The organism is Rhodanobacter spathiphylli B39 (genome assembly GCF_000264295.1).
Classification (GTDB): domain Bacteria; phylum Pseudomonadota; class Gammaproteobacteria; order Xanthomonadales; family Rhodanobacteraceae; genus Rhodanobacter; species Rhodanobacter spathiphylli.
The window spans coordinates 78,837-92,917 of sequence record NZ_AJXT01000018.1; the positions used below are offsets into that span (position 1 = coordinate 78,837).

Sequence of the window (14,081 nt, forward strand, 5' to 3'; positions counted from 1 at the left end):
GTTCAACTGTTCCCGCCGATGATGAATTGAATGCCGTTGCCATGCACCGGCCGGCCCAGCCGCAGCAGCTCCGCCCTGCTCAGCGTCTTCAGGTCGAACGGCTGCCGGTTGCCGGCCGGACGCAGCATCACGCGCAGCTCGCCCACCTTCATCGCCATGCCGAGGCGCTGCGCGTCGTTCGGCGCGAGCCCGAGCGTGATGTTCGAGTAGGTGTCGTCGTCGCCGTCATCCGGATGGCTGCTGCGCAGGCCCTTCGCCCGCTTGCCGGTGGCCAGCACCGGCACGTCGCCGAGCAGCGGGCGGATCTGCTCGCTGCCCTCGCCGTCGAGCAGCAGCAGGATGTCGAGATGGTCGCCCGGCACGATCAGCCCGGAGACCGAGTTGGACTCGTCCACCTGGATCGAGTACGCCACCTTGCCCGGCTCGATCACGTTGGAGAAATGATCGGTGACCCGATCCACCGCGCTGCCGCCGATCGGCGCGCCCTGCGCCAGCGGCACCCGCAGCACCTGACCCAGGTAGTCCTCGTAGTTGTCGGGCGTCAGTGCATCGGCAGGTACGAACTCGGCCGGCACATCGCGCACGGCGATGTCGTCCTGGCTGATGCTGGCGCCCTTCTCCAGGTCATGCACCGGCACCACCACCTGGCGCGTCTCGGTGGGCCTGGTCTGCGTGCGCGCGGCGACCTGCTTGTTGATGTAGTGCACCGCCATCAGGCTGGCCACGATGCCGAGCAGGATGGCGCCGCCCAGGTAGAGGAAGTTGCGGTTGACCGCCGGCATGCGTCGTTCCATTCGTTCAGATCCAGGCAATGGAGAGTGCGTAGACAAAGCTGGTGTAGGCATCGCGCAGCGCGTCGGCGAGCTGGCGGATGACGTTGGGATTGGCCAGCAGCACCGTCACCAGCAACAGCACCACCACGGTGTATTCGATCAGCGCACTGCCGCGCTGGCGGCCACGCCGCGGCGGCATGGCGGGGTGGCGCGCGTTCCGTCGAATGAACATGTCCGTCATCCTCCCGTTCACGGATTCAACAGGTTGATCGTCACTTGCGACTGGCCGTCGAGCGGGCTCATCACCAGGGTCATCCGGCTGTCGCCGCGCTCGTAGCGCAGGACGCAGCCATCGTCCGCGCAACGATTCGCATCGGCCGGCTTCCAGCCATCGGCGCCCAGCCGTTCGCGGAAGAACGCCTCGTTCTGCCGGGGCGACAACCTGTTGCGCATCGCCACGGTGCGGGCGGGCGTGGGGTCGTCCGGATAGGCGATGTCGTTGAACACGGTGGAGCCCATCGGCCGCGGCAGGCCCTTGCCACGCTCGAAGTGTTTCGGCGCGGTGGCCACGTCGACGATGCCGATGTTGCCCTTGCTGCCGCGGCCCGATGCGCTGACCTGCACGGTGACGTAGTAGTCGCCCTCCATGTGGCCGACCACCTGCGCCGCACCCATCGGGTTCACCACCACCCGGCCGTTCCACAGTTTGCGATAGAAGGCCACCACCTCGGCTTGGCTCTGCGACGAGGTGAACACGCGGGCATGCATGTCCAGCCCGTTGAAGACGATGTGCCGGGAAACGTCGGCCGCATCCGTGCCGGCCGGCAGGTCGGGCTGCGGCCACGTGCCGGCGCCGGCGATGCCGGGCAGCAAGGCGGCGGCCAGCAGCGGCAGGCCACGCCTAATGCACATCGCGGTACCTCGTCAGCTTGTCGGCGGGCACGGCATCGGGCGCCATCCGGCCCAGCTGGAACTTGTCGAAGCCGGGGGTGAACAGGTCGTTGACGATGGGGATCTTGCCCAGCACGTTGATCACGTCGCTGAGCACGTCATCGACCTTGTCGCCCAGCGCACTGGTCGGCACCAGCGGCCGGATCACCTCGCGTACCGTGCGGTTGTACATGGCGCCCGACGCGGCCTCGCCGTTCTTGCGTTCGCCACCGCCGCTGGCCGCCCAGGTATCGGCCAGCAGCACGGTGCGGGCCGAGAAGTCCAGTTGCGCCGTGTCGAGCGGATCGAGGAAGTCCAGCGCCCGGCCATCGGCACCCTTCAGCTTCTGCGGCCGTGCATGCACTTCGGCGGTGACGAAACCCTTCGGATTCGGCGGCAGGTTGCCCAGCGTCCTGGTCGCCTTGGCCACGGTGCCCAGTGCGCCATCGAGGAAGGTCGGCGCGGTTTCCTGCTGGTAGACGCTCAACGACACGTCGGAAGTCTTCAGCAGCGCCTGGTTGGCGAAGCTGGTCAACATGGCATCGCCGAACGCCGCCGGCGTGCGCGCGGAGGACTTGATCGGCGCCTTGGCATCGGCGAACTGGCGCGCGCGCAGTGCGGTCTGCACGGCGGCCTTGCGCGGCAGGCCGGCGTCGGCCAGGGCCGGATCGACGGTGGCGGCCCAGGCCGCCTGGCGGGCGGCGGCCTGGGTCTGCTGCTTGATGTGGATGTACTGGCCCAGCAGCATCACCCCCGCCGCCAGCGGCACCAGCACGATGCAGGCCACCGCCATCTCCACCAGGCTCTGCCCGCGCTGGCGCCGGCCGCCGATCGACGACGACAGCGTGGCCGTGCGCAATGGCCGCGTTCGAACAGGGCGCATCGTCGTCTCCATCGGTTCGCGCTAGCGGGCCGGGGTCACGGCAAGCTTGCCGGGCAGCACGAACACCTTGTCGTCGATCGGCGTACCCACGCTCATGCTGTCGGTGGTCAGCTGGTAGCCGTTGCCGTCGGCCGGCTTGTTCGACAAGGTGATGTTGTCGACCGGCGCATCCATGCGGTCGGCGTCGGCCGCGGTATCGGTGACGAAGCGCCACTTCCTGCCGCCACTCCACACGCAGGCTTCGCCCTGGGCACTGCTCAGGCGCACGCACGGCTGGCCGGCCACCTTCGCCTCGCCCGCGGACTGGCCGACCAGGTCAGCCTGGCCCTGCTTCTGCAGCTCGCCCATGACCTGGGCCCGCAGCTTCGCGTCGTCCTGTGCCACGTCATCCGGTGCCGTGCCGTCCTCGTCGCCGGCAACGGCTTCACGGACCACGCCGTCGGAGCGCTCGCGGGTGGCGGTGCCCTTGACCAGGTCCGCGACCGTGGTCGCGCCCGGCTCGACGATGGTCAGCCGCGCCTCGTGCACCGGCTCGAACACGCAGCCCGCGGCAGACGGACCGGCGCTCCTGAAGTCCCAGCGATCCGCCTTGACCGCCATCCGCTCGCCGTCGTACCAGGTTTCCAGATAGGTGTGGCCCAGCTTGGCCACCACGTCGTCGGCCAGCGGCTTCACCGGCACCGCCCCGGCGCTGCAGCGGGCGAGCGCCTGGCGATAGGTGTGTTCCGCCGCGGGCACGCCATCGTGCAGCAGCACGCTGGTCTGGTTGAGGTGGATCGGCGGCGTCTTCTGCGCCAGGTTGACCGCGCCGTCCTGCGCATCACCGCCACTGTCGCCACCGTCGCCTGACGAGCAGCCGACCAGCGGCACGGTTGCCAGCAGGACGGTGCACAACGCCACCGACAGTTGCCGCAGGGGGCGTCGGTGACCCGGAGTGTTGCTGCTGCACGATCCCTGCGCGATGCCGCTCCGTGTTGTTCTTGCTTCGATCATGGCTTGCTGTTTCCACTGGGTGTGAGGGGAGGAGGTGCCGCTGGCCATCAGGATTTGCCCGGCACGCACGGGGCCACGGCGCCATAGGCGATGGCGACTTCCTGACGGGTGTTGCATGGCGTATCGATCAGCCGCGCCTGCCAGTAGGGACTGAACAGGCTGCCCATCTCGCGGCTCGACGGGCTGATCACGTTGTCGAACAGGCCGAACCCGCGCGGACGGCTGAAGTAGACCTGGGCCGAGGACAGGGCGGTCATGTCGTTGGCGACGGTCTGGTCGGGCGCCTCGAAATCCGGTGGCCCGCCGATGCCCGGCACGTTGTCGCTGGTGCGCACCGTCTTCATCGGCTGCTCGACCAGCACGGTGAACACCGGGCCCACGTCCATCGCCTCCACGCCGTTCTGCTTCGCGCTGCGATCGTTGTCGTAGGGCACGGTGGCCTTGTTGTCGGCGATGTCGTCGTAGGGTTGCAGGCCGGGACTGCTGGCGGGCGTGTAGTTCCTGAGCCAGGCCTTGCTGCTGCCGCCGATGGCGGGGGACGACAGCACCTTCTTGCCCGCCTTGCCGTTGTCGATGCCTTCGGCGTAGCGCTTGTAGTGGCCGCGATCGATCTCGTACGGCGAGTCCCAGCCGCGGCCGTTGTTGAAGCCCGGGCTGGCCACCGAGCGGAACGAGCGCGACATGCTGTTCACCGCCGCGCCGCCGCCCCAGGCCAGCGGCTCGTTCACGCCCAGCCAGCCGACCTTGACGTTGAGCGTGTCCACGCCCACCCACTGGGTGTAGCCGACCAGGTCGGTGCCGCCGCGCTTGTGGATCGGGCCGATGCCGCCGTTGCGCTCGCGCGAGAAACCGTCGCGCGCCTCCATCACCACGTTGGCGAAGCGGTCGGCCCCGGCATCGCGCCGACCGGAGGTGGGGATCGTGTAGTGGGTGACATAGGCGCGCGCGTCGAGCGCGCCCTGTTCCAGCAGCGCATAGCCACGGGCGCCGATCTTCGCCTTGCCGTCGGTATTGCGCTTGACCACCTCGGGCACCAGCTTCAGCGCCTCCTGCGATTCCACCGTGGCGATGCCGCGCGAGGCGATGGAGTAGGCCTTGTTGATCGCCGCGATGGCGGTCACGCCCGCCGAGAACGCCACCTGCATGCCGTCGCGCAGGGTCTTCACCACCGTCTTCACTTCATTCAGCGCGGTGACCACTTCCTGCAGCGCCGCGCCCACCTCGGCGCCGACGATGCTGACGTCGAAGATGATCGCGATCGCCTGCACGGCATCCTTGAAGTTGTCGGTGCCGCGCAGGGTGAAATTCGTCCACGAATACCAGCTGGTCATCTGCGCCACGGCCACCTCGTTGGCGACCTCGGCACGGTTCATGTAGGCGATCAGGTTGTACGCGCGCGCCTGCTGCACGGCGGCGCTGTAGGCCGCAGCGTCGGCGGCGTTGACCAGCTCCACCTTCTTCGACACCGCCTGCCCGGTGTTGAACACCACGATCACGCCGATGCAAAGCACCAGCAACGCCACGATCGCCAGCACCAGCGCCTGGCCGCGCTGGCGGCCAGGCGCACCGGCACGCGACGGCCGCTTCGCACCGTCGCCGCTTGTTCCATCGTCGATCGACCAGGCCATTGCACACCCCCATGTCGGGAACCGGACGCCCGTGCAGGCCGGCATCGCTGCCGGCGCGCACGGGCATCCCCGCGAACGCGGCGATGCCGCATCCGGTTCGTCAGTTCGTGGCGGTGCTTACTTGGCGGTGGCGTTGTTGTAGCTGTTGAGGGTCTTGTCCTTGGTACCCTCGGAATGGGCCTTGTTGCCCTGGTTCTTCGCCCGGTTGATGTCCTGCGTTGCGCTCTGGCCGGAGAGCTCCTTGGCCATGCCGCCGATCTGGGCGCGGGCGGTGCCGCCGAAATACGTCACGGCCGCAATGGCGGCGATCGCGATGAGGGCGGTGATGATGATGTACTCGGTCATGCCCTGGCCACGCTGGCGGACACGGATCCCTGTGTTGCGAATGAAACGAGCTTTCATGGGCTACCCCTTTCTCAAGTGATGGTGGGACCGCCGACACGGCCGGCCCAGACAGACTTCGATGGAAGGTGGTGCGCCCCCTGGTCAGTCGTCTCGACCACGCACCATGCAGGAGCGCCAACGTCATGCTTTCGCAGATGGCCTCTCCTGTCGCAGGAACTTACCGAAGGCCTGCTGCAGATTTGTGAAGGTCGCGGCATGCAGCACTTTTTTTGCGAAACGTGTCACACAAACGGCGAAAATCCGCCGCGATTCAAACGCCGCAGCTGAACGGGCGCGGCGACACGGCAGGCGATCACGATGGCACCTGCGGCGAATTTGCTAAGGTGCCCGCTCTTCGAAAGTCGCTGGAGACCCTCGATACATGCGCCAGCTCCTGCTCCGCCCGCTCGTCCTCCTGCCCACCCTCGCGCTCCCCTTGTTGGCGGCATCGGCACTCGCCGCCGCACTGCCCCCGCACGACGTGTCCGGCAGCCACGACCATCCGGTGGTGTCGCGCTTCGCCGGCTCGGTCATCGTGGGCTACGCGCAGAAGGATTACGGCACCGCGACCCTGCCACTGGGCCGCTACGATGCCGACCAGCCCGGTCGCTTCGCCCGCAGCGAACCCGCGGAAGGCCGGCTCACCCGCATCGCCTACACGGTGCCGGCCGGCAAGAGTGCGCTGGAGGTCTACCGCAATTTCGCCCAGGCACTGCAGGCCGCCGGTTTCCAGCTGCGCTTCCATTGCAGCGGTGACGAGGGCTGCGGCGGTTTCGATTTCGGCAGCGCGCTGATCGAGCCCCTGCTCGACCAGATGCACGGCGACCGCAACCTGATGGTCTCCACCCTGGAATCCGCCGACGGCAACGTGCAATCGCTGACCGCCCGACTGCAGCGACCCGGCGGCAACGTCGATCTTTCGCTGCTGGTCAGCCAGAACGAACAGCAACCCGTGGGCGTCCTGCTGCAGGTCGTCGAGGCCAGGACGATGGCCACCGGCCAGGTGACGGTCGACGCGAAGGCGATGAGCCAGGGCCTGGCGCAAAGCGGACACATCGCGCTGTACGGCATCCATTTCGCCAGCGACAGCGCGGTGCTGGACAAGTCATCCGGCGGCACGCTGAAGGAGATGGCCAAGCTGCTGAAGACGCAGCCGTCGCTGAAGGTCTGCATCGTGGGCCACACCGACAACAGCGGCGCGCTGGCGCACAATCTCGCCCTGTCGCAACAGCGCGCCGAGGCGGTGATCAAGGCGCTCATCGCGGATTACGGCATCGCGCCGGGCCGGCTGGCGGCGAAGGGGCTGGCCTCCTACGCGCCGGTGGCCAGCAACCGCGACGACGACGGCAAGGCGCGCAACCGGCGCGTCGAACTGGTCGAGCAGTAACCCACGGACATCGGCCGAGCGGGTCGCCGACGGCAGGCGGCCCGTGCCGCGCTCACTCGTTCCGCGGACGTCCGAAGCGTGGCAGGTTCCAGTGCCAGTGCAGCGATGCAAAGCGCAGGCCGAAGCAGAACAGGATAGGCAGCCAAGTGGCCCATACCGCGGGCCAGTGCAGATACTCGCCGAGCACCGCCAGCGCGGCGCCGGCCAGCGCGGCCAGCGCGTAGATCTCCTGCTGCAGCACGATCGACACCCGCGCCAGCAGCACGTCGCGCGCCATGCCGCCGCCCACGGCGGTGATCATGCCGAGCAGGATCGCCACCTCGGCGTTGTAGCCGAACACCAGCGCCTTGTGCGCGCCATACACCGCGAACAAGCCCAGCCCCATCGCGTCGAACAGCCGCACCGGATAGGTCAGCCGCTCCACCCACGGATAGGCCACGATGGTGAGCAGGGCGGCGATCACCGCGGTCAGCAGGTAGCGCCAGTCCGACAGGCCCGCCGGCGGCACCGCGCCGATGCACAGGTCGCGGGCGATGCCGCCGCCGCAGGCGGTGATGTAGGCGATCGCCAGAATGCCGAACAGGTCGAGGTTGCAGCGCCGCGCGGCGGTGGCGCCGCTGATCGCGAAGGCGAACGTGCCGGCCAGGTCGACCAGGTTGAACAACAGTTGCTCGTTCACGCGGTGGCTCACTTGCGGGCATGCCGACGACACGGCGAATGCCCGCTATTGAACCAGCTTCAGGAGACCTTGCGCGAAATCGCGAAAAACGCCAGGTTACCCGCGCCGGTGGCCAGCGCCAGCACGGCGATCAGGCCGGGGGTGACTTCCTGCCAGCCAAACCACTGGATCAGCCCGAAACCCACGCCCACCGACAGCAGCACGATGCCCCAGCGCAGCGACGAATGGCGGCGACGCTGCTCCTCGTCGAGCAGGATCGACTTGACCAGTTCCTCCGAACCCCCGGCCCCGATCATGCGACTGCGGACCCGGGCATCGACCACGACCTTGATGGCGTAGACAATGCAGACGAACAACACCATCGGAATCAGATCACCGAAATTCATGGAATGCTCCCTTGCAGATGGCCGAAAAGGTCGACCGTTCGATATCCACAGATACGGGTGACCCGGCAACGGTTGCAGCGATCTGCTTGCAACCGTTCGAGCCGTGCGCGTATCTCTGCACCCATGGATGACATCCGCCAAGCCGATCGCGCGCTGGTCGACGCCGTGCTGGCCAACCGGCCGGGCGCGTTCGAACGCCTTGTGCGCGAGTATCAGGGACTGTGCTGGCACATCATCCAGCGCATGGTGCGCAACCCGGAAGACGCCCGCGAGCTGTGCCAGGACACCTTCCTGCGCGTGCACCAGTGCCTGCATCAGTACCGTTACGAAAGCGCGCTGAAATCATGGATTGGCCGGATCGCCTTCACCATCGCGCTGCGCCACCTGCAACACAAGCGCATCGCCCTGGTCGAGCCCGGCGGCGACGACGGCGAGTCGCTGGTGGACAGCATCGGGGACGGTTTCGACCTGGAGGCCGCCTGCGCCGACGAGGAAACCGCACGGCACCTGCATGAGGCGATCGAGGCGCTGCCACCCTTGCAACGCACCTTGCTGACCCTGTATTACCTCGAAGAGACGTCCATACCCGAGATCGCCCGCATCACCGGCATGGCCGCGGGCACGATCAAGAGCCATCTGTTCCGCTCGCGCCTGCGCCTGCGCGACGCGCTCGAAACACGGACAGGAGTTGCCGCATGATTCCGCACGACGAAGACCACATCCCCACGTTTGACGATGCCGCGCTCGAGCGCGAATGGCAGGCGCAGGAGAGCGCCATGCGGCGCGAACGGCTGCAGCTCGATCCCGCCGGCGACGATGCACACAGCCGGCGCTACCGGCTGATCGCGCGCAGCCTGCGCCAGCCGCTGACCGAATCGCTGCCGGCAGATTTTGCGCAGCAGTTGGCTGCGCGAGTCGGCGCCATTCCGTCACCCGCCGCATCGGCTAGCGCTTCCTTCGAGTTCAAGCTGATGCTGGTACTCGCCGCCACGATGGCGGTGGCCGCAATCGCTGTGATCGCGATCTACGGCAGCGCCTGGCTGCCTTCATTCGCTGCGCTGGCACCGAATCCGCAGGCACCCGCCACACACTGGCTGTTGGCACTGGCCGGTTGCGTCGGCGCGTCGTGGCTACTGGGACTGTGGCAACAACGCACACATCGCCACCAACGCTGAGTCACTACCAATCAATCACCGCATCCAGCCCGCGATGCAGCCCGACCAGGCCGGGCACCTTGCGTATCGCCAATAGCGCGCCATCGACATACGGCTTCGCGCTGCTTCCCGCGTTGTGGCGGATCGTCAAGGTCTGGTCCGGCATGCCGAAGATCGCCTCCGCCCCCAGCACGAAGCCCGGCAACCGCACCGCATGCACCTGGCTGCCCGCCAGCGTGCCGCCACGCGTCTCGCGAACACCCGCGGTCTGCTCCAGCGGCACCGCCAGCAGCGGCTGGCGCACCTTGCCCAGCCGCCCGGCCAGCTCGCGCACCGTACCGCTGGGCGCGTCGGGCTTGGTCGCGCTGGCGTAGTCGATCAGCTCCCACTGCGGGATCAGCTTCGCCGCCATCTCGGCAAACTTGATCAGCAGCACTGCGGTCAAGGCGAAATTGCCGCAGGCCAATACGCCACGCTGCCGCTGCCGTGCCAGCGCATCGATCTGCGCATAGTCCTCGTCCGTCAGCCCCGAGGTGCCGACCACCACATGCGCGCCATGCTCCAGCGCCGCGAGAATGTTCGCCTTCGCGCTGGACGGCCGCGTGTACTCGACGAACACGTCGCACGGCTGCGCCAGCGCCGCGTCCACGCTGGCGAAGATCGGTGCCTGCAAGCCTGCCTCGCCAAGCACCGCGCCGAGCGTTTCACCGGCACGTCGCCGTGCCACCGCGGCAACCATGTCGAGGTCATCCGTCGCGGCAATGCCGCGCGACAGTTCGGAACCCGCCCAACCAGTGGCACCGGCGACGCATATCTTGATTGACATGGGAGTCTCGTTGAGGGGTGATGGGCAAGCATAGTCGCAGGCGACTCCGGGTCATTTCAATTTCGGAGCAAGAGCTTTCGTCCTCCTGGCGGAGGGCGAGTCCCTTTCTCTCGCTTGCCCGAGAGAAAGGAACCAAAGAGAGGGGCACCCCGCTTCCGCGCCTTGCGGACATCGGGCAACCGCTCCTGCGTTGCCTCAACTCCGGCATCCATGCCGTCGCCTGTCCGCAGGCGCGCGGTCGGGCTCCGGGGTTTGTCGACAGCCCATCCATGGACTGACGCCAAACTGGTTCGCATCCATGCGAACCACCCTGCGGGCTGGTCCTCCACCCGCCCGCCGCTGCAGAGGGGTCCCGGGTAGAGCAGCGGGCCATCGTGGCCCGCACTTTTCAGAAGAGCCGTCTCAAGAGCAAAGCCGCAACGCACAGTGCACCGCGCACGCCACGCACAGGTGTTTCGCCCTCCTTCAAGGATGACGGTGTTGCGGGAGCTGGCTTCGTACTCGGGACGGTCACTCGAAAGTTCACACTGACCCGGGGTTTTGAACCGCGCTGGCCAGCTCAGGCACGCTCTAACCTGAGGCGGTGCGTTTGATCAGAGGAGCGATAGACGGCTCGTGGACATGGCGTGAACTCCCGAAAATTTCATTCAGGGTGTCCACTAAAACATGGAAACTGTCCCGCCTGCCTCGAATGATCTGTTAAGCAGCAGGATCGATGTTAGCTGCAATGATGCTGTTTACCAGCTCAAGGCCGCCCTCAATATCTTCGTGCCCTCTGAACCGAGAAACCTCCGCGTGACCATCCTCAAAGACGTCAATTTCGACGCGCTCCCCAACTACAGTAAGCGTTACAAGTACGGAATCGCTGCGATGACGCCCAAGGGCAAAGGGGAGCTTTGCAGAACACGATCACCAGTAGTGGCGACGCTTTCAAATTCGCGTGAACACCCATATGAAGAATGACCATGGGGTTAAGCGGCGGCGAAGCCATCCGCCTTGAACGATTAGCCGATGCTACGAAAGTTCCGGATACGAAATCGTCATATATCTGATTGATCCATTGAAAAAATAAAGAGCCGGCAAAGCCAGAACTGCATATGCCCAGCCCAGAGCGTTTGATGGCCTCGGATGTACAGGCACGAAAAGTACGAAAGCAGCAACCAGAGCAACAGTTGACACGATCCCGGTCAAAATTTCCCAAAAGCCTGATGCTTGCAAGCCACAATCACAATGAATACACCTGCCACGCCACCTCCTGAAATTTGGCCACAGAGGCAACGTGCATAACTCAAGATACCCGATGGAGAATGGTTTCTCGCAGTACGGGCAGTGTCTTTGCTGGCTCATCGTCTGCCCATATGGCCCGAAGCTTGGTGGACCCATATCGGGTACATGCATTCGATGGTCAGCTTTCGAAGCGGGCCCGTCAAGCGAGTTGATTATTCGGTTTGGCAGGCTTGCATGAAGATGTGAGAGGCTCGTACGGCCTGGGGCGACCTTGCATATCCCGCAGATCGAGGTATCGGCAAGATGCAAGGAGTCAAAGAGAAAGATCCAGAGCGGACCCCACCCCAGCCCTCCCCTGCAAGCAGGGGAGGGAGAAAGGCCGGGCGCTGCGCCGCATGCATCAGGCGATCGACGTGTGCGGTTGCACGCTCACGTCCGCCGCCAGTCCCACCGACAGCAGGCTTTTTGCCTTGCTCTTCGCTCTTCGCTTCGGTTTTCGCAACCGCGCAGCGGTTGCGTACCGAGTGCGTGCCACCCTGGCTCGCTGCCCTACCCAGGCCCCTCTCCAGCGGCGAGCGGGTGGAGGATCAGCCCGGAGGGTGGTTCGCATGGATGCAAAACAGTTTGGCGTCAGTCCATGGATGGACTGTCGACAAACCCCGCAACCCGCACGCGGACCTTGCGGACGCCGTCAAGCCAGCGGCAACCGCAACCTCACCTCCAACCCACCACCCTCGGCGTTGGCCACGTCGATCGTGCCCCCATGCACCTGCACCACCCGTTGCACGATGGCCAATCCAAGGCCATGCCCCTCCGCCCGCGCCGCATTGCTGCCACGGAAGAACGGCCGAAACAGCAGCGCGAGTTCATTCGCCGGCACACCCGGCCCGTGATCGCGCACGCTGATCTCGGCAAACGACGAGTCAACACGCAGGGCCACCTCGATCCGACCACCTGCCGCGCTGAACTTGATCGCGTTGGCGAGCAGGTTGGCCACCGCCCGTTCCAGCAGCATCGCGTTGCCGGAAATTTTCGCGGAGTCGACGCCGGTCAGCTGCAATTCGACCCGCTGCGCATCCGCTTCCAGGCGCGACTGCTCGACGCCTTCATGCACCACCTCGGCGAGCTCCAGCAGCTCGCGCTCCATGCCGGGCAGGCCGCCCTCCATCCGCGACAGCGCCAGCATCTCGCCCAGCATCCGGTCGAGCCGGGCGATTTCCTGCTCGGCCTGGGCGAAGTAGGCGGCACCCTCCGGGCTGTCGCCGCCGCGCCGGGACAGGTCGAGGATCAGCTGCAATCGCGCCAGCGGCGAGCGCAGCTCGTGTGACAGATCCTGCAGCACGCCGCGCTCGTGCGCGACCAGTGCCTCGATCCGCCCGGCCATCACGTCGAAGTCGCCGGCGAGCTGGGCCAGCTCGTCATGCGCCAGCCCACCCTGGCGGCCGACCCGCGTCGACAGTTCGCCCTCGGCCATGCGCCGGGTCGCGCGACGCAAAGCCTCGACCGGACGTGCCACGCTGCGCGCCACCCACCAGCCGACGAGGCCGATGAACAGCAGCGACAGCGCCAGCTGCATCGCCAGGTAGATCTTCTCGCGGGTCTGCGGCCGCAGGCGCACGTGCGAGTGGCTCATCGCCAGCAGCTGGCGGGCGTGGCCGTCGTTGCCGACGACCTGCTGGACGGCGACGTAGAAACCGGGCCGCGGCTGCATCACCACGCTGCGATCGGACGACAGCAACGCGGGCAGCTGCGAACGCACCGAGACGCCCAGGCGGATCGGGTAGAGCATCTCGCCGTGCTCGAACAGGGTGGCCTCCACACCCTGCTGACGCTGCTGGGCCACCCACGCGGCCAGCGCGTCGCGGCCGCCGCTTTCATAGGCCTGGTCGGCGTCCTGCGCCAGCGCGGCCCAGTTGATTTCGATGCTGGTGGTGAACTCGATGAAGCGGCGGGCGAACAGTCCGCCCAGCGCCAGCACCAGCAGGTTGGCTACGCAGAACCAGACCAGCAATCGCCAGTACAGCGAAGTGCGCATCGGCTTCATGGCGCGGCCGCCACCAGCACGTAGCCGGAGCCGCGCACCGCGTCGATCCGCGGCGCGTCGGGCGATGCGTCGGCCAGCTTGTGGCGCAGGCGGCTGACGTGTACGTCGATGCTGCGGTCGAAGCGCTCGATTTCGCGACCCAGCGCCTGCCGGGTCAGGCTGGCCTTGTCGACCAGTTCGCCGGCGCGCTGCGCCAGGCCCAGCAGCAACAGGAACTCGGCACCGGTGAGCACCAGGTCCTGCCCGCCGACCTGGGCGCGGCGCTCGCCCGGAAACAGCTGCAGGTTGCCGACCTGCAGCGTGCCGGACACCGGTGGCGCGTTGCGGCGCAGTTGCGCGCGCACCCGCGCCAGCAGTTCACGTGGCAGGCAGGGCTTGGCCAGGTAATCGTCAGCGCCCAGCTCCAGCCCGATCACCCGGTCCACCGGCTCGCCCCGCGCGGACAGCATGATCACCGGCAAGCGGTACTGCATGCGCAGCTCGCGCAGGGTTTCCAGGCCGTCGCGACCGGGCATCATCACGTCGAGGATCAGCAGGTCGGGCCGCTCGGCAGCGTTGCGCAGGCGGGCCAGCGCGGCGTCGCCGTCGTGGGCGAGATCCACCACGAAGCCCTCGCGCTGCAGGTACTCCGCCAGCAGCCGGCACAGCGCGCGGTCGTCATCGACAATCAGGATGCGAGGGGGATTCGGAGTTTGCATGGCCGCCATTCAATGGGATGGCCCGGTCGGGACACCACGTTCTTTACCGATCTTTACCTGTCCGCAAAGAACATATACGCAGCGGTGTC

16 protein-coding genes are annotated in these 14,081 nt (G+C 66.7%); 4 read left to right on the forward strand and 12 right to left on the reverse strand.

What is annotated here, in order from left to right:
• Positions 1 to 2 precede the first annotated feature (2 nt).
• The 7 genes from cpaB to UU7_RS08705 form a co-directional block, all read right to left on the reverse strand.
• Positions 3 to 794 (reverse strand): Flp pilus assembly protein CpaB, encoded by a 792-nt coding sequence (cpaB, locus tag UU7_RS08675; RefSeq protein WP_007807403.1) that lies wholly within the window; start codon positions 792 to 794, stop codon positions 3 to 5.
• Between the two features lie 4 nt (positions 795 to 798).
• Complete coding sequence (locus UU7_RS08680) at positions 799 to 1,005, reverse strand: hypothetical protein (RefSeq protein WP_007807405.1); 207 nt, start codon at positions 1,003 to 1,005, stop codon at positions 799 to 801.
• Between the two features lie 17 nt (positions 1,006 to 1,022).
• The gene (locus tag UU7_RS08685) at positions 1,023 to 1,685 is read right to left on the reverse strand and encodes a hypothetical protein (protein WP_007807407.1); all 663 of its coding nucleotides are present in this window, start codon (positions 1,683 to 1,685) and stop codon (positions 1,023 to 1,025) included.
• On the reverse strand, positions 1,675 to 2,586 hold the full coding sequence (locus UU7_RS08690) for a TadE/TadG family type IV pilus assembly protein (protein WP_157582039.1): 912 nt from the start codon (positions 2,584 to 2,586) through the stop codon (positions 1,675 to 1,677). Before UU7_RS08690 ends, UU7_RS08685 begins: the two co-directional genes overlap by 11 nt.
• A gap of 21 nt (positions 2,587 to 2,607) precedes the next feature.
• Positions 2,608 to 3,579, reverse strand: a complete 972-nt coding sequence (locus UU7_RS08695; protein WP_157582042.1) for a hypothetical protein — start codon at positions 3,577 to 3,579, stop codon at positions 2,608 to 2,610.
• Between the two features lie 47 nt (positions 3,580 to 3,626).
• Entirely contained in the window at positions 3,627 to 5,207 is a 1,581-nt protein-coding gene (locus tag UU7_RS08700) for a pilus assembly protein TadG-related protein (RefSeq protein ID WP_007807411.1), read from the reverse strand.
• 117 nt (positions 5,208 to 5,324) lie between these two features.
• Positions 5,325 to 5,609: a hypothetical protein gene (locus UU7_RS08705; RefSeq protein ID WP_007807412.1), complete on the reverse strand. Its 285-nt coding sequence runs from the start codon at positions 5,607 to 5,609 to the stop codon at positions 5,325 to 5,327.
• Positions 5,610 to 6,027: 418 nt separating this feature from the next.
• Here UU7_RS08705 and UU7_RS08710 point away from each other — a divergent pair, with 418 nt between their 5' ends.
• Positions 6,028 to 6,978 (forward strand): OmpA family protein, encoded by a 951-nt coding sequence (locus UU7_RS08710; RefSeq protein ID WP_238530912.1) that lies wholly within the window; start codon positions 6,028 to 6,030, stop codon positions 6,976 to 6,978.
• 52 nt (positions 6,979 to 7,030) lie between these two features.
• Here the strand turns inward: UU7_RS08710 and UU7_RS08715 are convergent, their stop codons facing one another.
• On the reverse strand, positions 7,031 to 7,657 hold the full coding sequence (locus UU7_RS08715; RefSeq protein WP_040673152.1) for a trimeric intracellular cation channel family protein: 627 nt from the start codon (positions 7,655 to 7,657) through the stop codon (positions 7,031 to 7,033).
• 59 nt (positions 7,658 to 7,716) lie between these two features.
• Positions 7,717 to 8,043, reverse strand: coding sequence for a DUF6249 domain-containing protein (locus UU7_RS08720; protein WP_007807415.1), 327 nt, complete (start codon positions 8,041 to 8,043; stop codon positions 7,717 to 7,719).
• 123 nt (positions 8,044 to 8,166) lie between these two features.
• On the opposite strand from UU7_RS08720, the gene UU7_RS08725 reads away from it, so the two are divergent.
• Complete coding sequence (locus UU7_RS08725) at positions 8,167 to 8,742, forward strand: RNA polymerase sigma factor (RefSeq protein WP_007807416.1); 576 nt, start codon at positions 8,167 to 8,169, stop codon at positions 8,740 to 8,742.
• Positions 8,739 to 9,218 (forward strand): hypothetical protein, encoded by a 480-nt coding sequence (locus UU7_RS08730; protein ID WP_007807417.1) that lies wholly within the window; start codon positions 8,739 to 8,741, stop codon positions 9,216 to 9,218. The genes UU7_RS08725 and UU7_RS08730 overlap by 4 nt, the downstream gene beginning before the upstream one ends.
• Before the next feature lie 4 nt (positions 9,219 to 9,222).
• Here UU7_RS08730 and dapB read toward each other — a convergent pair whose 3' ends face one another.
• On the reverse strand, positions 9,223 to 10,023 hold the full coding sequence (gene dapB / locus UU7_RS08735) for a 4-hydroxy-tetrahydrodipicolinate reductase (protein WP_007807418.1): 801 nt from the start codon (positions 10,021 to 10,023) through the stop codon (positions 9,223 to 9,225).
• Positions 10,024 to 10,689: 666 nt separating this feature from the next.
• On the opposite strand from dapB, the gene UU7_RS18315 reads away from it, so the two are divergent.
• The gene (locus tag UU7_RS18315; RefSeq protein WP_157582045.1) at positions 10,690 to 10,986 is read left to right on the forward strand and encodes a hypothetical protein; all 297 of its coding nucleotides are present in this window, start codon (positions 10,690 to 10,692) and stop codon (positions 10,984 to 10,986) included.
• 955 nt (positions 10,987 to 11,941) lie between these two features.
• On the opposite strand, the gene UU7_RS08740 is transcribed toward UU7_RS18315, so the two are convergent.
• Complete coding sequence (locus tag UU7_RS08740) at positions 11,942 to 13,294, reverse strand: sensor histidine kinase (protein ID WP_007807420.1); 1,353 nt, start codon at positions 13,292 to 13,294, stop codon at positions 11,942 to 11,944.
• On the reverse strand, positions 13,291 to 13,992 hold the full coding sequence (locus UU7_RS08745) for a response regulator transcription factor (RefSeq protein WP_007807421.1): 702 nt from the start codon (positions 13,990 to 13,992) through the stop codon (positions 13,291 to 13,293). The genes UU7_RS08740 and UU7_RS08745 overlap by 4 nt, the downstream gene beginning before the upstream one ends.
• Between the last annotated feature and the right edge of the window lie 89 nt (positions 13,993 to 14,081).